This window comes from Chitinophaga sp. CF418 (genome assembly GCF_900142925.1).
Classification (GTDB): domain Bacteria; phylum Bacteroidota; class Bacteroidia; order Chitinophagales; family Chitinophagaceae; genus Chitinophaga.
This window is the reverse complement of record NZ_FRCN01000008.1, coordinates 48,177-72,265: the sequence shown is the minus strand read 5'-3', so window position 1 is coordinate 72,265 and position 24,089 is coordinate 48,177. Positions and strand designations below refer to the sequence as shown.

General features: G+C 47.6%; 17 protein-coding genes. 8 read left to right on the top strand and 9 right to left on the bottom strand.

The genetic code is table 11. The annotated features are described in order from the left end of the window. Nucleotides 1-468 precede the first annotated feature (468 nt). Complete coding sequence (locus F3I09_RS18225) at nucleotides 469-816, bottom strand: SWIB/MDM2 domain-containing protein (RefSeq protein WP_149696468.1); 348 nt, start codon at nucleotides 814-816, stop codon at nucleotides 469-471. Nucleotides 817-927: 111 nt separating this feature from the next. Here F3I09_RS18225 and F3I09_RS18220 point away from each other — a divergent pair, with 111 nt between their 5' ends. Further along, nucleotides 928-1,770 carry a ThuA domain-containing protein gene (locus F3I09_RS18220; protein ID WP_223233287.1) on the top strand — a complete coding sequence of 281 codons (843 nt, stop codon included), beginning with the start codon at nucleotides 928-930 and terminating at the stop codon, nucleotides 1,768-1,770. A 1,226-nt stretch (nucleotides 1,771-2,996) separates the two neighbouring features. Here F3I09_RS18220 and F3I09_RS18215 read toward each other — a convergent pair. The 4 genes from F3I09_RS18215 to F3I09_RS18200 all read right to left on the bottom strand — a co-directional run bounded on the left by F3I09_RS18215 (nucleotide 2,997) and on the right by F3I09_RS18200 (nucleotide 6,570). Beyond that, nucleotides 2,997-3,689 carry a response regulator transcription factor gene (locus tag F3I09_RS18215; protein ID WP_188133857.1) on the bottom strand — a complete coding sequence of 231 codons (693 nt, stop codon included), beginning with the start codon at nucleotides 3,687-3,689 and terminating at the stop codon, nucleotides 2,997-2,999. Nucleotides 3,690-4,007: 318 nt separating this feature from the next. After that, nucleotides 4,008-5,288 (bottom strand): nucleotide sugar dehydrogenase, encoded by a 1,281-nt coding sequence (locus tag F3I09_RS18210; RefSeq protein ID WP_149696466.1) that lies wholly within the window; start codon nucleotides 5,286-5,288, stop codon nucleotides 4,008-4,010. A 10-nt stretch (nucleotides 5,289-5,298) separates the two neighbouring features. After that, on the bottom strand, nucleotides 5,299-6,066 hold the full coding sequence (locus F3I09_RS18205; protein WP_149696465.1) for a tyrosine-protein phosphatase: 768 nt from the start codon (nucleotides 6,064-6,066) through the stop codon (nucleotides 5,299-5,301). Nucleotides 6,067-6,090: 24 nt separating this feature from the next. Continuing rightward, entirely contained in the window at nucleotides 6,091-6,570 is a 480-nt protein-coding gene (locus F3I09_RS18200) for a GAF domain-containing protein (RefSeq protein WP_149696464.1), read from the bottom strand. A 309-nt stretch (nucleotides 6,571-6,879) separates the two neighbouring features. Between F3I09_RS18200 and idi the strand changes: the two genes are divergently transcribed. Beyond that, the gene (gene idi, locus F3I09_RS18195; protein ID WP_149696463.1) at nucleotides 6,880-7,395 is read left to right on the top strand and encodes an isopentenyl-diphosphate Delta-isomerase; all 516 of its coding nucleotides are present in this window, start codon (nucleotides 6,880-6,882) and stop codon (nucleotides 7,393-7,395) included. Between the two features lie 30 nt (nucleotides 7,396-7,425). Beyond that, nucleotides 7,426-8,391 (top strand): (-)-gamma-cadinene synthase, encoded by a 966-nt coding sequence (locus F3I09_RS18190; protein WP_149696462.1) that lies wholly within the window; start codon nucleotides 7,426-7,428, stop codon nucleotides 8,389-8,391. Between the two features lie 204 nt (nucleotides 8,392-8,595). Here the strand turns inward: F3I09_RS18190 and F3I09_RS18185 are convergent, their stop codons facing one another. After that, on the bottom strand, nucleotides 8,596-9,633 hold the full coding sequence (locus F3I09_RS18185; RefSeq protein WP_149696461.1) for a hypothetical protein: 1,038 nt from the start codon (nucleotides 9,631-9,633) through the stop codon (nucleotides 8,596-8,598). 164 nt (nucleotides 9,634-9,797) lie between these two features. Between F3I09_RS18185 and F3I09_RS18180 the strand changes: the two genes are divergently transcribed. Together F3I09_RS18180 and F3I09_RS18175 are read left to right on the top strand one after the other, a co-directional pair. Next, complete coding sequence (locus F3I09_RS18180; protein WP_149696460.1) at nucleotides 9,798-11,489, top strand: sodium/sugar symporter; 1,692 nt, start codon at nucleotides 9,798-9,800, stop codon at nucleotides 11,487-11,489. Between the two features lie 415 nt (nucleotides 11,490-11,904). After that, the gene (locus F3I09_RS18175; RefSeq protein ID WP_149696459.1) at nucleotides 11,905-12,789 is read left to right on the top strand and encodes an inositol oxygenase family protein; all 885 of its coding nucleotides are present in this window, start codon (nucleotides 11,905-11,907) and stop codon (nucleotides 12,787-12,789) included. A 73-nt stretch (nucleotides 12,790-12,862) separates the two neighbouring features. On the opposite strand, the gene F3I09_RS18170 is transcribed toward F3I09_RS18175, so the two are convergent. After that, nucleotides 12,863-15,793: an FAD-binding and (Fe-S)-binding domain-containing protein gene (locus tag F3I09_RS18170; RefSeq protein WP_149696458.1), complete on the bottom strand. Its 2,931-nt coding sequence runs from the start codon at nucleotides 15,791-15,793 to the stop codon at nucleotides 12,863-12,865. A 102-nt stretch (nucleotides 15,794-15,895) separates the two neighbouring features. Continuing rightward, the gene (locus F3I09_RS18165) at nucleotides 15,896-16,804 is read right to left on the bottom strand and encodes a DUF72 domain-containing protein (RefSeq protein ID WP_149696457.1); all 909 of its coding nucleotides are present in this window, start codon (nucleotides 16,802-16,804) and stop codon (nucleotides 15,896-15,898) included. Nucleotides 16,805-17,111: 307 nt separating this feature from the next. On the opposite strand from F3I09_RS18165, the gene F3I09_RS18160 reads away from it, so the two are divergent. The 3 genes from F3I09_RS18160 to bshC all read left to right on the top strand — a co-directional run bounded on the left by F3I09_RS18160 (nucleotide 17,112) and on the right by bshC (nucleotide 21,611). After that, entirely contained in the window at nucleotides 17,112-18,551 is a 1,440-nt protein-coding gene (locus F3I09_RS18160) for a glycogen synthase (RefSeq protein ID WP_149696456.1), read from the top strand. An 18-nt stretch (nucleotides 18,552-18,569) separates the two neighbouring features. Next, entirely contained in the window at nucleotides 18,570-19,844 is a 1,275-nt protein-coding gene (locus tag F3I09_RS18155) for a glucose-1-phosphate adenylyltransferase (protein ID WP_149696455.1), read from the top strand. Between the two features lie 171 nt (nucleotides 19,845-20,015). Next, the gene (gene bshC / locus F3I09_RS18150; protein ID WP_149696454.1) at nucleotides 20,016-21,611 is read left to right on the top strand and encodes a bacillithiol biosynthesis cysteine-adding enzyme BshC; all 1,596 of its coding nucleotides are present in this window, start codon (nucleotides 20,016-20,018) and stop codon (nucleotides 21,609-21,611) included. Here the strand turns inward: bshC and F3I09_RS18145 are convergent. Further along, the gene (locus F3I09_RS18145; protein WP_149696453.1) at nucleotides 21,595-23,835 is read right to left on the bottom strand and encodes an FUSC family membrane protein; all 2,241 of its coding nucleotides are present in this window, start codon (nucleotides 23,833-23,835) and stop codon (nucleotides 21,595-21,597) included. The two genes, bshC and F3I09_RS18145, sit on opposite strands and share 17 nt — an antisense overlap. Between the last annotated feature and the right edge of the window lie 254 nt (nucleotides 23,836-24,089).

The window sequence follows — 24,089 nt, the reverse complement described above, 5'->3', positions numbered from 1 at the left end:
TGTTGGAATTATAGATATTACACGCTGATTCAGGATACGGTGATAATGATACTTAGCTTTGGTTCTTATGTTCTGGTGTTACAAATAAGGTGCTGATAATTCGCGATAAGGTTGATGCTTACAAAGGAAATTTTTTTTTCTTAGAAATTAGTTAACGCCATGTTAATGCGTAGGATAGAATGCTTTAGCAGGCCATGTACTGCAGGAGAGGGAACGCATATTGATATAGGCTCAGCTGTAAAAACAGGGAATGAAGGTCTGTGACAGGCGCCTGAATAGTTGTGTAAGGAGGGTGCCCGATAATGTAGTGGTAACGGGAAATTCGGGCAGGCGCTTAAAGCGCAATGTATAACGACAAGAGAGGTACAAACAACAACTTATTGATGGGTTGTTACCTGCACTGGTGTGTAAGTAACAACCCATAATACAACAAGGAACCCTCGTATTAATGAGATAAGGGGTTGACAATTATTTCACGTGTTGATTCATTTCCTTGGCCAGTTCAAACATTGAGATCTGACTCTTACCGTTGAAAACCTTCTTCAGTTTCTCGTCAGCATTGATCATACGTTTGTTCTGAGTATCCTGCAGATTATGTTCCTTAATATAATCCCAGATCTTTTTAGTCATTTCAGTTCTGGGCAGCGGATTGCTGCCAATAACAGCTGCTAACTCCGGACTAGGTGTCAACGGTGCTTTGAGCCCTTTGCCACCGGCATCTTTGGCTGGTTTCTTTTCCGCAGATTCCTTAGCCGGAGCTGCCTTTGTAGTGCTTTTTGCTGTTTGCTTTGCTGTTGTTTGTTTTGAAGTAGGCATTTGTAAACCTTTTTTATGATTGTAATAATCAAGGAGCCCAAAAATTATGCCCCAATTGGCAGGCCTGAGATATGTTCCGCCGGATGAAGGCGCTAAACAGCGTATGAGGATATGCTCGCGGGTATAGCATTATTGGGCCGGATGTGTTATTTTGTAAAGATCACATTCATCACAATAACCATGTTTCAACCTGTTTTCCGGAAGATCCTCTTCATTCCCGTTATGGCCGTCCTGTGTTCTTTGCTGGCCATGCAACCCGTTAAACCCCGTTTCCGTGTGCTGGCACTGGCGGAAAACGGTGGGCATCATATTGCTTATTCAAAGGCCGCAAAGGGATGGCTGGACAAGCTGGCGGCCGACAGTGGCTTTGCCATTGATTACATTAATAACAGTGATAAGATAGATAGTGCTTTCCTGGCGCAATATCAGTTGTTCATCCAGCTGGACTATCCTCCCTATGCCTGGAAGCCAGCGGCGGTGAAAGCATTTGAACAGTATATATCTGAGGGAAAGGGTGGCTGGATAGGATTTCATCATGCCACATTGCTGGGAGAGTTTGACGGATATGGCTTATGGCCCTGGTTTTATGAATTTATGGGAAAGATCCGCTTCAAAGATTACATCGCTGATTTTGCGGCAGGGGATGTACATGTGGAAGATGCTGCGCATCCTGTGCTGAAAGGTGTACCCGCAGTGTTTAATGTAAAGACGGAGGAATGGTATACCTACGACAGAAGCCCACGTCCCAACGTGCATGTATTGGCCCGCGTGGACGAAAGCTCGTATAAACCCGCTTCTGAAAAGAAAATGGGCGATCACCCTGTTATATGGACAAATACAGCTTACAAAGCCCGCAATGTCTATATTTTCATGGGGCATTCACCTGACCTGTTTGAGAACGGGGCTTACCTTACTTTATTCCGTAATGCCATTTTCTGGGCGGCGGGGAAGTAGCAGGATGCCGCGGAGATGACTATCCAGGGGCCGGAAAGCCATGCTGTAAAGGCCAATATGGCTGCAGTACAACAGATATGTACATTTTATAACCCGGATATGTCCTTTGTTCTGTCAGTGTATTGTAAGTTTTTACGTTTTTCCGAACATTATTTACGCAAAAACGATGATTTGCCTGAGCTGAAAAATCAAACTAAGAATGTATTGACGATTGCGGGAACCGTTAGTCGTAATAAATGGAAAAAGTGAAAAAATGCTGTGAATCTGGCAAAAAACCATCATGCATAATCACGCAGTCATTTACCAGGGATTTCCACTATCCAACAAACGTGTCAGCTCGTATTATGAAGATGATGCAAGAATAAATTTTCGTTAACCAAGGATTAACAACTTTCTAATTAACAAAGTCTTAATATTGCATTAACAATCCTTGTGAGGGTAGCCCCAGTTACCAGATACCAAATAGGATTCGATAACTGGGGTTAACAAACAATGGATGAAAGACCGGCTTTCCATTCATGGTTGGCCGTTTTTTTTTATATATCCCCCCCGGGTTGAAACCGGTTACAAACACACCCCGGGGTTGCACCCCGGGCTACAAACACGCAGCTCCTGACGGAGCTGATCTATGCGACCATTCTTAATATTCCTCTGCATAAAAAAGAGCGTTCTGCGGAACGCTCTTTTACTTTTAAAGTTATATCAAGTTTTTAAAGGCATGGTAGAGGCATAGTAAAGGCAGGGAAATCCGCTACATTCGGCTCCGTCAGGTGCCGTGTGTTTGTAGCCCGGGGTGGTAACCCCGGGGACGGGAAATCCGCTACATTCGGCTCCGTTAGGTGCCGTGTGTTTGTAGCGCGGGGTGGTAACCCCGGGGACGGAAAATCCGCTACATTCGGTTCCGTCAGGTGCCGCGTGTTTGTAGCCCGGGGTGGCAACCCCGGGGACGGGAAATCCGCACATTCGGCTCCGTTAGATGCCGTGTTTGTAGCCTAGGGTGGTAACCCCGGGGACGGGAAATCCGCTGCATTCGGCTCCGTCAGGTGCCGCGTGTTTGTAGCCCGGGGTGGTAACCCCGGGGTGTGTTTGTGCCCGGGTGTGTTTGTACCCGCCGTGTGTTTGTACCCGCCGTGTGTTTGTTCCCGGGGTGGCAACCCCGGGAACGACGAAATCCCCCGGTATCAACCCGGGACGACGGAAGGTTTACATTCGTATTGTTGCAGAATTTACCGGGAATGTGTTCCCCCGTAGCCGATCGCAAATTTGACAAGGGCGTTGGGACCTGAGAGTTGTAATTTCTTGGTGATATTATGCCTGTGATTATCCACGGTGCGTACACTGATGCATTTAAAGGACGCAATGTCCCTGCTGCTCATGCCCCGTGCTATCATATCCAGGATTTTGGCTTCTGTTTTACTTAATCGTTCATTGATGACGGTACCTCTGCCATCGGCATGAATAGGGGGTATTATCGCCTCTTTAACGGGGCCGAGGGTCTCCCTGATATGATGATACCTGCTCAGACGGGATTGAATGCTTTTAAGTAGTTCTTCGCCGCTGAATGGATATACCAGGTAATCATCCGCACCCAGGTTCATGCCCTTTCTCACATTAGGAGAGACATTGAGCCGGTTAAAGAGAATAAAAGGCAGATGTTTCAGGCTTGGATCATCTCTGAGGGTAATAAGAAACTGATAACCGGAGGTATCGGTTACCAATACGTCACACAGGATTAGATCTGGTCGTTGTTTGTTAGTCAGTTGGACGCCTTCTGCAACGGTGTTGGCCGTTATCACATCATAAATTGGCATTAACTGCTGACGGAATTTGCGCAAAATAGCTGCATCTCCTGTTACCAACAGGATTTTCGATGGGGGAGCCTCATGTGTGCCGGAGGCTGCTGGGTAAGGTGTATTCATGGTACATGGTTTATCCCCGGTAAAACAGCTGCAAAAGGCCATTCTGCGGGAATGCTTTATTAGGTTAATGACTCGTCTTCTAATGGTTTAAAAAATTGGCTAGCTCTTTAAGCCTTGCATGATAAGGTCGAATAGTAATAATAACAATCTGATTGAGGCTTTGGAAAAAAGATACGGGATTTTTTAAGCCCCTGGATAAAAGCAGTGGGACGTAAGTAAAGTTAAAGAAATCTTTTTACAACTGATTGATTTAGTATACAAAAAAGGCAATACCACCCAGATATTGCCTTTTTTCATATAGTGATGACTGCGACCGTATTACAGTCTTGCATCTACGAGATCGCGGTCTATACAGGCTTTTGTATCGAAAATAACTGCATTGTTGCGGGCGTGTTTTTTGAAGTCAAATTCCAGGAATTCCCGGTGTGCCACTGCTATGACTATACCGTCATACACTTCATTGCCATGTAACTGTGTCGTGATCTGCACACCGTATTCCCGTTTTACTTCCTCCGGATCGGCCCATGGATCATATACTGTAATGTCCAGCCCGTATTGTTTTAGCTCATGATAGATGTCCACTACACGGGTATTACGTACATCAGGGCAGTTTTCTTTAAAGGTGATGCCCATGATCAGGGCTTTGGCGCCTTTGATCTTATGGTCTTTTTCGATCATCAGTTTAACGATCTTATTGGCTACAAAATAGCCCATCTGGTCATTGACCCTTCTGCCGGACAGTATCACCTGTGGATGGTAGCCCAGGGACTCTGCTTTATGCGCCAGGTAATAAGGATCTACGCCTATGCAATGCCCGCCCACCAGGCCGGGTTTATAACGCAGGAAATTCCATTTGGTGGCTGCCGCTTCTATTACATCATTGGTATCAATACCAATACGGTCAAAGATCAGGGCCAGTTCATTCACAAAGGAAATATTGATATCGCGTTGTGCGTTCTCTATTGCTTTGGAGGCTTCCGCCACTTTGATGCTGGGCGCCTTGTGCGTACCTGCCGTTATGATAGAGGCGTATAGTTCGTCTATACGGGTGGCGATCTCCGGTGTGGAACCGCTGGTTACCTTTTTGATCTTCGTCAGGGTATTGACCTTATCGCCCGGATTGATGCGTTCGGGAGAATAGCCTACAAAGAAATCCCGGTTATAGCGCAGTCCGGACGATTTTTCCAGTACGGGCACACAGTCTTCTTCTGTACAACCGGGGTAAACGGTAGACTCATATATCACGATATCGCCTGGCTTGAGGATGCTGCCCAGCATAGCTGATGCGGTGAGCAGGAAGGTCAGGTCGGGCGACTTAAATTCATCAATAGGAGTGGGAACGGTAACGATAAAGACCTGATGGGCCTTCAGGTCATTTTTATCCGAAGAGAAGCGCAGCCCGGTAGTGGTATGCGGTTGTTGTCTCTGCCGGATGACGGCTTTCAGGTCTTCTATGCTGGCTTCGCGGGTTTTGTCCTGGCCATTGCTGAGTTCCTGCACACGGGTTTCATTGATATCAAATCCCAGCACGTCGTATTGTTTGGCAAACTCGATGGCCAGCGGCAGACCAACGTAGCCAAGACCAATAACTGCTATCATGTAGAGTAGATTATTTTATAGCCTGAGCCGTTGTCGTGAGTGTATTATTTTTAAACGGATAGGTTTCCAGTAGTTTCACCAGTTTTTTGTCTTTAGCAATGGCTCTGATAGCCTGGAGGTGCTTATCGTGATGCAGATCTGTTCCGATGAAGTCCACCAGCTGGTTTTCGATCATCCACTCGGCAGCTTTCTGGATATGTTTACCGTAATAGCCCGCCAGCGACAAAAGATTTACCTGCAGGTAGCAGCCTCTTTGTTTGAAGGTCAGGTATTCGTCTGTTTGCTGGTGGTAATAGTTATACCGCTCAGGATGGGCGAGTATAGGGCGGTAGCCTTGTGCCGACAGCTCAAACAGCCATTGGTGCAGTTGAGGCGGCGCACACATGAAAGATATTTCTACCAGCAGCAACTCTCCGTTGAGAGTAAGCAGGCGGGAGGATTTCATCAGCTCCTCGAAATATTCATCCATGTAGTATTCTGCAGCATGGTGATAGCTCACAGGGCTGTCTTTGGCTTTGAGGGCCTCTTTTACTTCCCGGAAAGGAGCCGCAAGGGTCTCTGCCGAGTTGGGATAGCGGTCTACAATGATATGTGGAGTAGTAATGACCTTTTTGATACCCAGTTCATGTAATGCATCAATGAACTGGACAGCCGTTTCCACATCCTGCACGCCATCGTCCACAGCCGGTACGAGGTGTGAGTGTATATCGGTTTCTATTCCTGCCAGGAATGGAATATGTGCAGTTGCGCTATCAGTTTTTTTACGGAAAAAGAACATAATCAGTGGATCTGGTCTGCTAAGTTACACTTCAAAGTTGAGGGATGCGACTATCTCTTCCAGGAAGACGCGGTCAGTTTCATCAAAATGATTCAGGTGCTCACTGTCTACATCCAGTACGCCAATTACCTGGCCATTGCGGATGATGGGCACCACGATCTCCGATCTTGACAGGCTGCTGCAGGCAATGTGACCTGGAAAAGCTTCCACATCGGGTACAACAAGGGTTCTGGCTTCTGCCCAACTGGTGCCACATACGCCACGCCCTTTTTTGATACGCGTACAGGCCACAGGACCCTGGAAGGGGCCAAGCACCAGTTCATCGCCTTTTACAAGGTAGAAACCTACCCAGAACCAGCCGAATTGCTCTTTTAATGCGGCGGCTGTATTAGCCAGGTTGGCCACCAGGTCCGGTTCACCGGTTATCAATGCGTCTATCTGCGGAATAATAGACTTATATTCTGCTGTTTTATCTCCTTTTACTATGCTCAGATCTTCTGCCATAGATGCAAATATAATGAAACTTGCAGGGAGCGATGCAAAAGGGCAGCAGCCCTGAGATAAAATGAACAAACGGAAAAGATAAAATGAACAAATAAATGCGTAATTTGAAACTGTAAGTTTTAACCCACCGCTGCCGTCAGCAATATCCCTATTGAAAATCCAGCAACCAAAATTCAAACGTCACCTTAAAAGACACCTCTTATGATGAGCATCCACTCCCCGCCGGGCAACGGTATGTTGCTGCTATAAGTGTACTTATGCCAGCCGGAATTCGTTTACATAAATTATGAACCATATATTTGTCATTGTATGAAAGCACAGGTTATATTGGTGAATGAGCTGGATCAGGAAACAGGATTGATGGAAAAAATGGAGGCTCACGAGAAAGGCTTACTTCACAGGGCTTTTTCCGTGTTTATTTTGAATGATCAGGGCGACATGCTGTTACAGCAGCGTGCACTTGATAAGTATCATTCCGGCGGCTTATGGACGAATGCCTGCTGTAGTCACCCGTTACCAGGTGAAACTGTGGAAGCCGCGGCTCACCGGCGTCTTTCAGAAGAAATGGGATTTGACTGTCCCTTACGCGAACTATTCCAATTTACTTACCGCACAGAATTTGACAATGGTCTTATTGAACATGAGTATGACCATGTATGGGCAGGCACTTACAACGGTGCTATCAACCCCGATCCCAGGGAAGTGCATGCATATAGTTATTTACCCGTAAACGAAATTATCCGGTTAATGGCAGAGGTGCCGGAGCAGTTTACCAGCTGGTTCAGGCTGGCTTTTCCAAGAGTTATTGACCAATTAAGGGTCTGATGGCCCTATTCACCTCTTAACCATTTTACTATGCCAACGATCACCTTGCCACGGATAGCCTATCCGTTTCCCTCTTCTATTAACCAATTTGTAACAGCAGCTCACGAACAGAACCGCCAATGGGTACAATCCTTCGGATTTATTACAAGCCCTGAAGCTTTAGCCCGGTTCGACAGATCACGCTTCGCCTGGCTTGCCGCCCGCGCCTTTCCGCATGCCGACTTTCATGAACTGTGTATCATTGCCAACTTCAACACCTGGTTGTTCATGCTGGACGATCAGTGCGATGAAGCACAACTGGGCAGGAAAGCAGTTTCACTGGAACAGGTGACAGACGGCTTCATGAACATTCTGAGACATAATACACCTATTGACACTATTCTGGGCAGGAGTTTCACCGACATATGGGATCGTATGCAAGCCATTGGAGACGCCGCATGGCAGGCAAGATTTATCCGCAGTATGGAAGAATACTTTACCTCCTGCCACTGGGAAGCAGGTAACAGGGCTGCAGGCGTTACTCCTACCGTTGCGGAATACGTCACCATGCGCCCTTATACCGGAGCATTGTTCGCCGATGTGGAAGCGATAGAGATCATTGAAAAAGTATATCTACCCGCTCACATCCTGCAACATTTTATCGTACAACGTCTCGTATTGGCCTGCAATAACATTGTATGCTGGGCCAACGATATCTTCTCCTGCGCCAAAGAAGCCCGGCAGGGAGACGTACACAATCTCGTTTTAGTACTCAGGCATGAACGTAATATCTCCTTACAGGAAGCCGTAGATGAAACTGTGCGGATGCACAATGAAGAAGTGAAACTGTTTACCGCCCTGGAGAAATTGCTGCCTTCCTTTGGCGCTGAACTGGATCAGGAACTGGAAAGGTTCCTGTCTGTACTACGTTCCTGGATTACGGCAAATTATGACTGGAGCTTTCATGATACCGGCAGGTATCAGGTGAGAGAAGTGGAAGTCCTGATAGGGAAATAAATCAGATCAGAGATTGGAATTGTCGGGATGTGAGACCCACGTACCAACGTGCGTCGCGATGGTGTAAAAATCTGGCATCCCGACCCCGGGGTTACGAACCCGGGGTTACAAACATGGGCCTCCTGCGGAGGTGGTGCATGATGCAATCAGTCCGCTTCAGACGGGCTGCGTGTTTGTAGCCCCGGGCCAGGCCTGGGTTGATTTTCATCCCTGGTTCTTCGCTTTTCTCATTCTCTTTTCCAGCAGCTTGCCAATCCACCAGAAAGACAAGGCCAGAATAGTGAAGAACACGCCTTTGTGCGTACGGTCCCAGAGGTATTCAAAATACCGTGTATACAGGTCCAGCAACAAAAATAACACTGCTATATCCCTGACCATGGCATCATGTCTTTTAATACCCCAGATCAGCGCCAGTACACATAATACTGTAAATGCCGCTACCCACCAGAGCAACTGCACCTGTCTTACGTGTTGCCATTCCTCCCAGGAGGCCGAGTTACCAAAAATAGAGATCATCCAGCCGGAAAGGAGCAACAACAGCCAGCTGCCGGTCCATGTGATATCTTTCACCTGTTTGTATAAACGATTATTGCGGAACAACTGATGAAGGCCGGTCATGATAAATGCCAGTAAGATGGTCCGGCAGGGGAGGTTCATGCCCAGGAAGTAGTCGCCGCCGGAGATATAGTAGGTCAGTTTTACATAAGCCGGTATCAGGCATATGAGGGTGGCCGTCCAGAGCAGACGGGAGGACAACAAGATCCCCAGAATGCCGTATGTGGCGGTGGCCAACAGCCAGAATACGCCGTAGTTGCCGTTAAGATATAGCAGTGTCTTTCCCAGGTATACTACGCTGACACCAACACTCAGCACCGGTAGCAGCCAGAATAGCTCCCTGTTAAGGGAATATTCAGGGTGTTTATGCTGGCGGCGGTAGCCGTGAAAACAAAGGGATACGGTCAGTGCCGCAAATAGTGTGGAGATAATGCCGTCTGTGAGGGAAAATCTGAGGCGTAAAACCTCTATCCATTTTTCGTCCAGCACCAGCGACCCGAAGGCCATCAGGGCGCAGGAGATGGCTGCAATGAAGATATACAGCGTCACTACCTGCCAGTCGCCCTCCCTGACCTGCCAGGTCTCTTTCAGCCTGCCTGCCTGCTCCGGCGTGATCAGCGATTCAGATTCCCACTGGCGGATAGCCTTCTGCAGAAGGTGTGCTTCCTTTTTATCTACTTCTAACATGCCTAAATATATGTAAAAATCGTCCACCGGTTCAGGGCATACTGTCATTTATATCGGCAGACTATTGAAATAATGCTTATTTGAGTATCTTGCCCAGCTTTTAATACTATCTAACTTAATGCCACGGTCTGCAGACAGCTATCTGCGGATTTTAATTTCCAGATATGAATCAATTGACTGATACACACCACTTAAAGTACTGGGACTACCTGGTATTCTTAGTCTATTTCGTTATTGTGGCCGGGTATGGTTACTATATCTACCAGCGTAAGCGGGCAAAAACAACCAGTACCAAAGACTTTTTCCTGGCCGAAGGTTCTCTTACCTGGTGGGCGATAGGGGCCTCCCTGATCGCCTCCAATATTTCGGCGGAGCACTTTATAGGACAGTCGGGATCGGGGTTTGCCCTCGGACTGGCTATTTCCACCTATGAATGGATGGCTGCCGCCACGCTCATTATTGTGGCGGTATTTTTTATCCCGGTGTATCTGAAGAATAAGATCTACACCATGCCACAGTTTCTGCTGGAACGTTATAATTCCACTGTGAGCACTATAATGGCCATTTTCTGGTTGCTGGTATACGTATTTGTGAACCTGACATCCATTATTTACCTGGGTGCGCTGGCCATCACTGCTATTTCCGGTATACCATTCCTCTGGTGTATCGTCGGCCTGTCTGTTTTTGCCGTGATTGTGACGCTGGGAGGGATGAAGGTGATCGGTTATACAGACGTGATACAGGTGTTTGTACTGATCGTCGGCGGACTGGCTACTACCTACCTGGCTTTACGCATGGTATCCACTCATTTCGGGTATGGTGAGAATATCCTGAAAGGATTATCACTGGTGCGTGAAAAGGCAGATTCCCATTTCCACATGATCTTCTCGAAAGAACATAACTATTATAAGGACCTGCCAGGTCTGTCTGTACTGATAGGCGGTATGTGGATCAATAACCTGAATTACTGGGGATGTAACCAGTACATCATTCAGCGTGCCCTCGGAGCTGATCTCAAAACAGCCCGCAGCGGTATTCTGTTTGCTGCATTCCTGAAACTGTTGATCCCTGTGATAGCCGTACTGCCGGGTATTACCGCTTATGTGCTGTTCCAGGAAGGTGTGTTCAACGAGGAACTTCGCAACGCTGCAGGCGTGATAAAACCGGATCAGGCGTATCCGACCTTAATGAACCTGCTGCCGGAAGGACTGAAAGGACTGGCCTTTGCCGCATTAACAGCTGCAATCGTTGCATCATTGGCGGGTAAGGCAAACAGTATCTCTACTATTTTCTCGCTGGATATTTATCACCGTTATTTCAACAAAGAGGCTTCTGAAAAGCAGCTGGTGAAAGTGGGCCGTATCACGGTGATCGTAGCCATGGTGATAGCCAGCCTGGTGGCTCCGGCCTTAACCACGCTGGATCAGGCCTACCAGTTTATACAGGACTATGTGGGCTTTATTTCCCCGGGGGTACTGGCGATCTTCCTGTTGGGCTTCTTTTGGAAACGGACCACTTCGAAAGCTGCCCTGGCAGCGGCAGTGCTGACCATACCATTATCTACCCTGCTGAAGTTCCTGCCTTTATGGATGGACCTGTCTCCCTTGTATAACCTGGGGCTGGCGGTGCCTAATGAAAACGGCGTATATGAAATTCCGTTCCTCGACCGTATGACCATGGTGTTTGTAGTGCTTGTGTCGCTGATGATCATCATCACATTGGTAGACAGCAGGAGCAAGTTGCAGAAACGTGTGATAGAGATTGACCGGTCTTTGTTCAAGAGCTCTCCGGGCTTTATTGTAGGAAGCGTGATCATCATGGGTGTATTGGCAGCTTTGTATACTGTATTCTGGTAGCCGTTAAACAGACTATATGTTTATAAAAAGGCGTTCTGATAACTGTATCAGGACGCCTTTTTTGTAAGACATGATCTACTCCCGTGGTACAAATCCGGTCAGACTTCGCATGAGATTCGCTTCGACTATACTGCGACGCCCTAGCTATAGGCGCTATAGTCATGCATTACACCTGCTGTTCTATAGCGAACGCTATAGAACAGTGCCTGTAAAGCTATAGTAAGGAGCCTGTAGGCTATGGTCTCCACCGGATCTCTACCGAATACATACCGAATACAGACCCTCTCCGGAGGCCACAATGGTCATCCACCTGAGAGCATATTTACCCGCATATATTATTTGTGGAAATCGATTGAAATATGTAAATTAGAAGTGCAGACGATCTATTCTCCAACATTTCAATTATCCACGAATTATGAATGCAAACAACTTTTCTGGTGAAGAATTAAATCCATTGCAGAGTATAGAACAATGGGAAGATGATGTGGTATTGCGCTATCCCGAGCCAGGGGTTGCAGAAACGGCCAGATCCAAAGAGGAATACAGGAATTATGACAATCCGGGCAGGGACACCGTGCGCGAGTTCTACCGCCTGAATCATAAATATCAGACTTACGATTTCGTGCAGGAGAAGAAGAAAGAGTTCCTGGCTTTCAGCAGAAAGGAAATGCCGGTTTGGGGTGCAATGGAGTTCCTGAACACCCTCGTGGACGATTCTGATCCGGACATTGAACTGGATCAGTTACAACACCTGTTGCAGACGGCGGAAGCGATCAGGGCCGACGGTCATCCTGACTGGTTCGTACTGACCGGCTTCATCCATGATATGGGCAAGGTGCTTTGCCTTTTTGGGGAACCGCAATGGGCCGTAGTGGGAGATACCTTCCCGGTAGGCTGCCAGCACTCCGATAAAATAGTATATCCTGAATTCTTTGCCGACAATCCTGATGCAAAGGATGAACGTTATAATACCAAATACGGGGTATATAGCCCCAACTGCGGACTGAATCAAGTGGACATGTCATGGGGACATGACGAATATCTTTACCAGATGATGAAGGATTATCTGCCTGAACCGGCGTTATACATGATCCGTTATCACTCTTTCTACGCACAGCATCGTGAGGACGCCTACGCGCATCTGATGAATGAGCATGACTATGAAATGTTTGAATGGGTGAAGAAATTCAATCCGTACGACCTCTATTCAAAGAGTCCTAAACCTCCTGTAATAAGCGAATTAAAGCCATACTATGAGGATCTTATAGCAAAATATTTACCTGTTACAATCAGGTTATAAATTGCCATTTGTGTTTAAAAACGGAAAGGCAGACCTGTGATGGGTCTGCCTTTTATGTTGTAACAAAGTGCTGTTATACTAATGCATCATACAGGATCTCCACCGGGTGCATGGATTTACGGCCGGTGCCGTCTTTTACCTGGTGCCTGCAGCTGGTGCCGGGGGCTGCAATGATCGTTTCCTCCGCTGCATTACGCACCGCCGGGAATAATACCAGCTCACCGATCTGCATAGAAAGGTCATAATGCTCTTTCTCATATCCAAAAGAACCGGCCATACCGCAACAGCCGGAAGGAATGATCTCCACGGAATAGTTAGCGGGCAGTGACAGGATATTTTTACTGTGCAGTGGGGTGGACAATGCCTTCTGCTGACAGTGACCATGCAGTTTGATCTGCTTTTTCTCACTGGTAAAGAGCGTGGCAGGGAGATTGCCGGCAGCAGCTTCTTTACTCAGGAATTCATCTATCAGGAATACATCCGGAGAAAGTTTCTTAGCCTTTTCTCTCAGTTCTTCCCTTACCAGGTCAGGATATTCGTCCCGGAAGCTGAGGATGGCTGAAGGCTCTACGCCCAGTAATGGCACATCGTTATTAATGATCTCACTGAAGATGCGTACGTTTTCCTCTGCGAAGTTGCGGGCCTTACGCAGCAATCCTTTTGACATCCAGGCGCGGGCGCTTTCAGGATGTTCGATCATTTCTACATCATAGCCCAGGCGGTGCAACAGTTTAACGGCCTTAATACCGATATGCGTGTCGTTGAAATTGGTAAATTCATCGCAGAACAGGTATACCTTTTTCTTAACGGCAGATAGCGGCGTCTTTTCACGGGGCCACTGTTTTTTGAACCAGCTTCTGAGCGTAGTGGATTGCAGTTCCGGCAGGGAGCGTTTCTGTGCAAAGCCGGAAGTTTTCTTAATCAGGTTACCGGTAAGCGGCGTATTCACCATCCAGTTATAAATACCCGGCGCTATAGCGGCCAGGCCATTCATGCGGTTGAAATTGCTGATCAGTTTTGCCCTGAACGGAACACCATTGGCATCGTGATAATGCTGGAGGAACTCCATTTTCAGTTTGGCCATATCTACGTTAGAAGGACATTCTGACTTACAGCCTTTACAAGCCAGGCAGAGGTCCAGTACTTCATAGATCTCTTTATGATCGAAACGGTTCTCTTTATTGGAATGCGTCAGGAATTCCCGGAGGATGTTCGCCCTGGCACGGGTAGTGTCTTTTTCATTGCGGGTAGCCATGTAGCTGGGGCACATGGTACCACCGCTTTTTTCTGTTTTACGGCAGTCGCCGGAGCCATTACATTGTTCCGCATGCTGGAGAACGGTCTGTTGCGGGAAGTGGAATACGGTCTTCAGCTGAGGAACTTTCTGTCCGGGTTCATACCGCAGCATGCTGTTCATGCTGGGGGTATCAACGATCTTATTTGGATTGAAGATATTCTCGGGGTCCCAGGTGTATTTCAGCTCACGTAAGAGGGTATAGTTTTTCTCACCGATCATCTGGCGGATGAATTCACCACGCAGACGGCCGTCGCCATGTTCTCCACTGAGGGAGCCTTTATATTTCTTTACCAGGGTGGCTATTTCTTCCGCGATCTTCCTGAACAGGAGATTACCTTCTTCCGTTTTCAGGTTGATGATAGGACGGAGGTGAATTTCGCCGCTACCGGCATGTGCATAATGGACGGCGTAGAGGCCATATTGCTTCAGGATATCGTTGAAATCGCGGATATAAGCCGGGAGGTCATCGATATCGATAGCGGTATCCTCGATGACAGGAACGGCTTTTTCGTCGCCAGGCAGGTTACTCAGTAGTCCCAGGCCGGCTTTACGCAGTGTCCATATCTTTTTGGTGTCCTCACCGAACAGCAGGGGGAAGTGATACCCCAGTCCGGCCGCCTGTAATTCCGCAATAAGCCGGTCGGCGACTTCCGTAATGGCTTCCCGGGTATCCCGGCAGAATTCCACAACGAGGATGGCGCCAGGGTCACCCTGTACAAAGAAGCGGTTCTTGCTCTGCTCAATGTTATCCTTGGTACATTCCAGTATGTAGTGGTCAATCAGTTCACTGGCGCTTGGTTTAAATTGCATAGCAATAATATTTGCGCGCAGGGACTCGTCGATGTTATTGAAATGTATGCAGAGCAGCCCGGTTTCTTTGGGCGGCAGTGGTGATATGTTTACTTTGATCTCTGTCAGGAAGGCAAGGGTACCTTCAGAACCTGCGATCAGTTTACAAAAGTTAAAGTCTTCTTTGCCGGCAGTGAAAGGGGCTGTTTCCAGCAGCAGGTCTACGGCATACCCGGTGTTACGGCGGGTGATGCTGGGTTTGGGAAATTCCCTGCGGATCTCTTCCTGGTTGCTATGGTTGCCCAGCATGGTACGGACCTGACGGTATACGGTTGTTTCCAGGCTGCCGTCATTCTTTTCACAGCGGGCATGGAACTCGTCGGCTGAAATGGTATTGAAGACCACGTCTGACCCGTCACTGAGTATAGCCTTTACTTCCAGCAGGTGTTCACGGGTGCTGCCGTATACCACCGAGTTGGAACCGCAGGAGTTATTACCGACCATTCCGCCTATCATCGCCCTGTTGGCGGTGGAGGTTTCTGGTCCGAAGTAGAAGCCATAGGGCTTGAGGAACATGTTCAGCTCGTCTCTGATGACGCCTGGCTGTACCCTTACCCAATGTTCTTCTGTATTGATTTCCAGTATCTTAGTGAAAGTTTTTGAAACATCTACTATAATCCCGTTTCCGACTACCTGTCCTGCGAGGGAAGTACCAGCAGTACGGGGGATGAGTGAGGTTTTATTGGCGCGGGCAAAAGCGATCAATGTCTTTATATCCTGTTCATTTGCCGGAATAGCCACAGCCAGTGGCATTTCACGGTAGGCTGATGCATCGGTGGCGTATAGGGTACGCATGGTGTCATCGTCATATAGTGTACCCGTCAGATCACGGGCCAAGTCCCTAAGCTGTTCTCGCATATTATTAAACTTCCCTTTTCAGAGAGTAAAATTAATATTTAGAAAGTTGGGACACAACTACAATCCGAATTAAGTTCCATTTGGTGCCGCGTGCTGGCCGCATCAGAACAGGGAATTCTGCTGGGCGATGAACTCCGGTTTCTGCAATTGTATGCCGCACACCTCCTTAAACTTGTCCACCAGGTAAACGGTCAGTTCGGGAGAATAAGCCTCATCATGCATGTGCATGAAGAAATAAAGCTCTTTCAGGCCTTGTTGGAGCCAGTAGTGCATACGGTTCACCCAGTCGTCGATACGGACGTAATCGGTGGGATGCAGGCTGTTGCCCACAAAACGGATAAAGGCTTTGGCAATGGGCATATGCATGTGGGCACAGTCCCGCCGGCCTGAGGTATCGGTAATAATAGCGCCTACATTGAGTTTATGCAGGGTGTTGAATAGCTCGTCTCTTGTGGCGGCGTCGCTGAACCAGTCCGGATGCCGTACTTCCAGGAAGAACTGCAGGTCTTTTGGCAGGCTTTCCAGGTAGCGGAACAGGTTATCCTTTCTTTTAGGGGAATATTTATCGCTGACCTGCAAAAAGATAGGCCCCAGATGGTCGCCAAAGGCGAGGATACCTTCCAGGAAGGAAGTGGTCTGGAGGCTGGCATCTATGAGGTTGCTGTAATGGCTGATAGACTGCGGTACTTTAGGGCAGAATTTAAAATCCTTTCCCTGGGCGCGGACATCCCATTTTTCGATGGCTTCGGGGCCATATATCTTGTAATGGGTAGCATTCAGCTCAATGCTGTTGTAGTGATGTACATACTCATCCAGGAAGTTGGCTTCTTTGGTGCCTTTGGGATAGATCTTCCCGATCCATTCCTTACGGCCCCATTTTGCACAACCCAGGTAGATCTTTGGTTGCTTAACAGGTTTCCCCTTGAGAGCGATTTTATTAAACGCCGGTTCAGCCGGCAGTTTGAAATCTATTTCATCCAGCAGAGCCGGATCAACACGACCAAAATCCATAACGAAGTGAATCTTTCTCCGAAGGTAATGCATTATGCTTTTATACGGAGTATTCCGCATTTCGGGGCCAGCCGGCCCCATATGAGGGGATAATGGGACAATAACAGGAAACTAACTGTAACGGGGGGATTAAAAAAACGCTTGTTCAAATGTGATGTTATATAAAGAGATTGGTTTAAATTACACCACACTCAGGATTTAGATCAGCAGTGTATTGCAGGATGGGCGCAACCAAATAAAATTTGGAGAATCCTTTGTAATATGCTTTTTACAAGGTAATTTAAAAGAACAGTTATAATCATTTAGCATGGAGATTTTACACGTTAGCGCGGAGTGTTACCCTGTAGCAAAAGTAGGAGGTCTGGCCGATGTGGTAGGGGCATTGCCTAAGTACCAGTTCCAGGCAGGGCATATAGCCAAGGTGGTGATGCCTGCATACAATACCCGTTTCTTTCACACACACGAATTTGAACTGGTCCACCAGGGCGGTTGCTGGTTAGGGCATAATTGGTACCACTTCAATGTTTGGAGAGAGGTTACCAATATGCTTGGATTTGATCTTTATATGGTCGATATCCCGGGGCTGCTGGACACCGAAAGAGTGTATGGCTATTACAATGATACGGAACGCTTCCTGGCCTTCCAGGTAGCTGTACTTGACTGGCTGAATGAATGGCAGCATCAGCCGGACGTTGTGCATGTACATGATCACCACACCGGGTTGATCCCATTTATGATGACCCACGCTTACAAGTATGAGCGTTTAAGAAATATCGCTACTGTTTTAACGATACATAATGCCCAATACCAGGGTCAGTTTGGCTGGGACAGGTTGTACCAGCTACCTGGCTTCGATCTCTGGAAAGCCGGATTACTCGGCTGGGAGGGAGCAATTAATCCGCTTGCCGCCGCTATCAAATGTGCATGGCGGTTCACGACGGTGTCACCCAATTACCTCGAAGAATTATATACCGGCGCCAACGGTTTGGAGGATTTACTGAACTATGAAAGGGGTAAAGCTGTTGGTATATTAAATGGTATAGATACTGTGATCTGGGACCCTGCTACAGATCCTATGCTACCAGTTCACTATGATAAGCAAACATTCGTAAAAGGAAAGCGCGACATAAAGCAACAATTATGTGAGCAATTCAACCTCGATCCGGAACTCCCGCTAATATCCTTTATTGGCCGTCTCGTAGGGGAAAAAGGAGCAGACCTCTTGCCTGAAATCATTGGCAGGTCTATCTATGAGCAGAAACAACAAGTGAATTTTCTATTGTTGGGAAGTGGCGATCCACATGTGGAATGGTCATTGCAGCAGACAAGAATATATACTGAAGCCAATTTTAATGTGCAGTTTGGATATGATGAAGCACTGTCACATAGAATTTACGCAGGCAGTGACTTTTTGCTGATGCCAAGCCGGGTGGAACCATGCGGATTGAACCAGATGTATGCATTGAGATACGGTACAGTCCCCATTGTTCGCAGTGTAGGAGGATTAAAAGATACTGTAACAGACTTCGGTGATCCTAAGGGATTTGGTATCCGCTTTATACATGCAGCTGCATGGGATGCCTGTCTTGCAGTAGGTCGGGCTGTAGAGTTGTACGGAGATACTGAAAAATTGCATGATATCTGTGAAACCATCATGCAGCTTGACCACTCATGGGATACTGCAGCGGAAGAATATCTGCAGTTATACAGCTCAATAGTAATACAGAGACCAGCACCCAAACACTGAAACAAAGAATCGTAATATATGTCTAACGCAGTTATCTCCCTTATCTTAGGCGGCGGATCCGGCACCCGCTTGTATCCCCTTACGCGTAAGCGATCAAAGCCTGCCGTGCCGGTAGCCGGTAAATACCGCCTCGTGGATATTCCCATTTCGAATTGCCTGAACGCCGATATGAACCGTATTTTCGTGCTGACCCAGTTCAACTCTGCGTCACTGAATAAGCACATCAAAAATACCTACCATTTCAGCCACTTCAGTAAGGCATTCGTGGATATCCTCGCTGCAGAACAAACGCCCGATAACCCGACCTGGTACCAGGGCACCGCGGATGCCGTGCGTCAATGCCTTCATCATATCGACAACTACGAATTTGAATATGTGCTCATCCTTTCCGGCGACCAGCTCTACCAGATGGATTTCCGCGAAATGCTGCAGCACCATATAGAAAGTCAGGCAGAGGTTTCCATTGCCACCATCCCGGTGAATGCCAAGGACGCTTCTGATTTTGGTATCCTGAAAACGGATGACAAAGCCCTGATCACTTCCTTCACAGAAAAACCCAAACAGGATGTGCTGGCGCCCTGGGCCTCTCCTGTAAGCGAGGAGATGCAGCAGGAAGGCAGGATATACCTGGCCAGCATGGGTATATACATTTTCAGCCGTCAGACGCTGTATGACCTGTTGAATGGTCAGGAAGCAGCTACCGACTTCGGTAAGGAGCTGATCCCTTATGCCATCAATGCTGACATGAAAGTAGTGAGCTACCAGTATACAGGCTACTGGACAGATATCGGTAATATCAGCTCCTTCTGGGAGGCAAATCTTGGCCTGACAGATGAAATACCGAAGTTCAACCTCTTCGATGAGTCCCAGATCATCTATTCCCGTGCACGCATGCTGCCACCGGCAAAGATCTCGGGCACGCTGAAGAATACTATAATCTCAGATGGTAGTATCATTCTCGACAGCCACCTGGAACGTTGCGTGGTGGGTATCAGGACCCGTATAGGCCGGAACTCTGTTATTACCAACAGCTACGTGATGGGAAGTGACTTCTACCAGACGCTGGAAGACCTGGAGAAAGCCCAGTCCAAAGGACATCCGCCAATGGGAATCGGAGATAACTGCCGTATCAATAATGCCATTATAGATAAGAATTGCAGTATCGGCAATAATGTGCTGATCAATGTGGGTGGAACTGTGTTGCCTGACGGCGACCATGAACTGTATGCCGTGAAGGATGGTATTGTGGTGATCAAGAACGGCATGGTATTGCCCGATGGATTTGTGATCTAGATAATCTGATATATACAGGAACGAAATGCCGCGGAGATGCTTCGCGGCATTTCTTATTACAGATGCTTTTTTTCCTCCGCTCCTTCCATATTTTAACCATTCGTAATTCGTAATTGATGATTCGTGATTCATTCCCTACCTTCGTGCATCAAAAGAATCAGCGCTTAGCGTATGGAGCAACCTGTAAGTCATATCCCGTATGGTAAAACCGGGTATTTCAATCAATTGGTAATAGATTTTCTGGCCGAGCATCCTAATCTCCGACCTTTTTATAAATATTCCCCAGTACATCCTGATTTTGAGGCAGTTATACAGGCAAAAAAGCTTTTCCCACAACAGCGGGACGTCCTGGTAGCTGCACTGCAGGAACAATACGAAGGACTGGACATCACCGATAGTGTTCGCAGTAATATTAACAGCCTGCTGGACCAGCAGACCTTCACCGTTACCACTGCACACCAGCCCAACATCTTCACCGGTTATTTATACTTCGTCTACAAGATATTGCAAACCATTAAGTTAGCTAATCAGCTCAGGTCGCAATATCCACAGTATAATTTCGTGCCTGTTTATTACATGGGCAGTGAAGATGCTGACCTGGATGAACTGGGACACGTCTATATCGACGGCAAAACAATCACCTGGCCAACTGACCAGCAGGGAGCCGTGGGACGCATGCAACCGGAAGGTTTTGAGGAGCTGATCGAAAAGGTGAAAGCGGCATTGGGCTATGGCGCATATGCTGAAGAACTGATCGGGTTGTTAAAGAAGGCCTACCTCGGCCACGCAAACATCCAGGCGGCCACACTCTATCTGGTTAACGAACTCTTTGGCCGTTACGGACTGGTAGTACTGGTACCGGACAATCCGAAGCTGAAGAAACTGTTCGTACCTGTGATGCGGGATGAATTATTCAATCAGCATTCTTACCGGATCGTCAATGAAACAATAGAACAACTCTCCAAACATCATAAAGTGCAGGCTAATCCCCGGGAAATAAACCTGTTTTACCTGACAGAAACCTCCCGTGAACGTATTGTGCAGGTGGGGGACATCTGGAAGGTATTACACCTGCCGGTTGAATTTACTGCCGCCAGCCTGGAGAAAGAGCTGGAGGAACATCCTGAAAGGTTCAGTCCTAATGTGATACTGCGTGGCATGTTGCAGGAAACGATCCTGCCTAATATTGCTTTCATTGGTGGCGGTGGGGAGATTGCCTACTGGCTGGAGCTGCAACAGTTATTTGCTTATTACAGGGTGCCATACCCTGCGCTGATATTGCGTAATTCCTTCCTGCTGACAGATGGTGCTTCACAGGAACGCCTGCGGAAGCTCGGACTGACGGTTACTGATCTTTTTGAAGATACAGAGGAGCTGGTGAACCGTTTTGTAAAGGAAAATACCAATGCCGCGCTGGTATTAAAAGATGAGTATGCAGCGGTAGAGAAACTGTTTGACGAACTGGCACAGAAAGCCAGGGAGATTGACGTGACTTTGGTGGCTTCTGTAGCAGCGGAGCGTACCCGGGCCGTAAAATCCATCGGAAAACTGGAACATAAGTTTCTGAAGGCGGAAAAGAAGAAATTCGGCTGGCAGACGGAGCAGATCCGTAACCTGAAGGTTAGACTGTTCCCCGCAAACTCTTTACAGGAAAGAAAGGAGAACTTTATGCCCTGGTATGTACAGCAGGGGCCAGCATTCTTCGATGTATTGCTGGAGCATATAGATCCGCTGTGCGACCAGTTTGGTATTATTTATCAGCAATAGTCTTATCGATCGTCTTCTTCATATCTTTAAGCAATGAGAACATGGCATGGAGTTGGTCGCGGACCATCTTCGTTTCCAGCATTTCATCGCGGACAGGTGTATCTCCTTTACCCTGGTTAATCTCTTCCTGTCTCCGCTGGTAGAGTGTTTCGAGTTCCACATCCAGTGTTTCAAAAGCCTCGAGACTCGTAGACAGCTGTGCAGACTTGTATGTTGGGTCTTCCTGCAGTTTTATGATACAGTCAAAGTGCTCATGCATCTGTTGATTGATCAGTTTATATTCCGGCTTGGGGAAATGAACGCCATGTAACAATCCATAGTTAGCCAGTGCCGCAATATGCGACATCATGGAATGGCTTAATACCACGAAATGATAGATCTCCGAGCCATGTAACTGTTTACTTTTAGGTTCAGACAGCATCCGCTGAAAGGCTGACATGAGGTTAGCCGCGCTTACATTGGTATCCTTTCTCGCCAGTTTATAATCATTCATTACAAATTCCTGTCCGGTATACAGCCGCATTACCTGGTTAAGGTAACGGGCATTATCCTGTACCATTTTTGTCATATAGTTCGGCAGGTAATTATGCTCCCAGCTGGGCCACAGCAACAGGCTGGCCAGGAAGGCGATACTAACGCCTATAAACGTGTCCAGTACGCGCAGTTCTGCGTTCTGCAGGTGTGCGGGATGCAGGAAGTGTAAGAGAAAAATGACAAAGGGCGTTACAAAAAATACGCTGAGTGTATACTGCTGCGTCATAAAACTATAGGCGCCCAGGATACAGATCAGCATCAGGATGAATATGAGGGGAGGATTATTGGTCAGGAACAGTACGCCTGCGGCAAATAATGCCCCGGTAATGGTACCGATGATACGCTGATAGCTCCGGGTTTTACTGATGCCGAAGCCCGGCTTCAGGATAACCACAATGGTGAGCAGTACCCAGTACACCCTGTCCAGGTGAAATACCAGTCCCAGCAGGTAACCGGTCACGGCCGCAATACTCACACGCAGGGCATGCCGGAAAATGTGCGACTGGAAGGTCAGGTTGTTCAGCAGGGTTTCCAGGTCATAGCGGTTGCGGGTAGTGAAACTGGACAGCTGTATCCGCGGATCAATGATCTCATCTTTTACCCTTTCCAGCCTGGTGAGCCGGTGCAGGTTGTAGATACGCTGTGTCATATCCTGAAGATTATGAAGGATGTTGGTCAGCGTGATGAGCTTTGTACGCTCTTTGAACGTTGGCAATGTTCTGCGGATATCCGCGATGGCATGCTGTACTTTCTCTATTTCGTACCGGAGGTTCGCTTTGGGCAGAGAGCGCTGTCCGGCTGCCACAGCTGTTCCGATCAATTGTAACTCGGATGCGTACTGGAGGATGAGGGTATGGAATTTCTCCAGGATCTCCGTTTCCCTAAAATCTTCATGCAGTGCCTGGTAGTCTGTCTGCGAAGCCATGATCTGTTCCTGGAGGTCTACAATATCCAGGAAAATGAGCACCATGCTTTTATTAATACTGGTGGATCCCTGCTGTGAGGAACGGCGTTTGAGCAGCAGTTCGCGGACAGCTTCCTGCTTTTCGCTTACCACCACCTGCTGGGCCAGTACCGATTTATAGATCTCATCGAAGTGCTTGTCTGCTCCCTTTTCATAGAATCCTGCCCTTTCTTCCAGGTAGCGGGCGGTTTCCATGATACATTCCGACAGCATCTGTTGTACGCTCAGGTATGGGCGGATCTGCCAGAGCAGGAGGGCGAGAAAGCCGTACCAGACGCTTCCTCCTAAAATAAGGATGCAATGGATAAGGGCCTCACCAGGACCAACGGGCGTTTCTCCCAGTATAGACACCATTACGAGCAGGCAGGCGATGCCAATATTACCACCCCGGTTGCCATATACCAGCAGCATGCCGTTGGCAAAGCAACAGGCGAGTATCCAGCCCGTCATAAGAATGGGATAAGGCGCTATCAGGCTGGTGCCAACAGCCGTGAAGAATATGAAAGCGATGGCGGTCAGGATGCCGTTCCGTTTATGAAGTGCAGTACCGGGAACGTCTGAAAGGGCCGTAGCCAGTGCGCCGAGGGAAACCACAATACCCATGGGGAGGTCGCCCATAATGGAAAACGCTACAGACGGTACCACCACACTAATGGTAGTACGTAATCCTGTACTGAAATGATAACTGTAAATGAAATTCCTGACTTCCTGAACCCAATGCCGCATCTGGAAAAATTAATATATGCAAAGTTATTTAAATCGCTGATAAGCAAAAAGAATGCTGGCCAGGGCGCAAGGCAATCCTCTGTTTACGGTATATTAGTTAAATATAATACTACAGCAACAAACCACTGATCAATCATTCAATGCAATTTATACACAACTGTGTATAATTAAATTCTAACCGGGACATGGTTGTCTGATAAATTACTGTTTTCTTTGGAAAAATAAAGGTTACAGGCTTGGATTAAGATACTGAT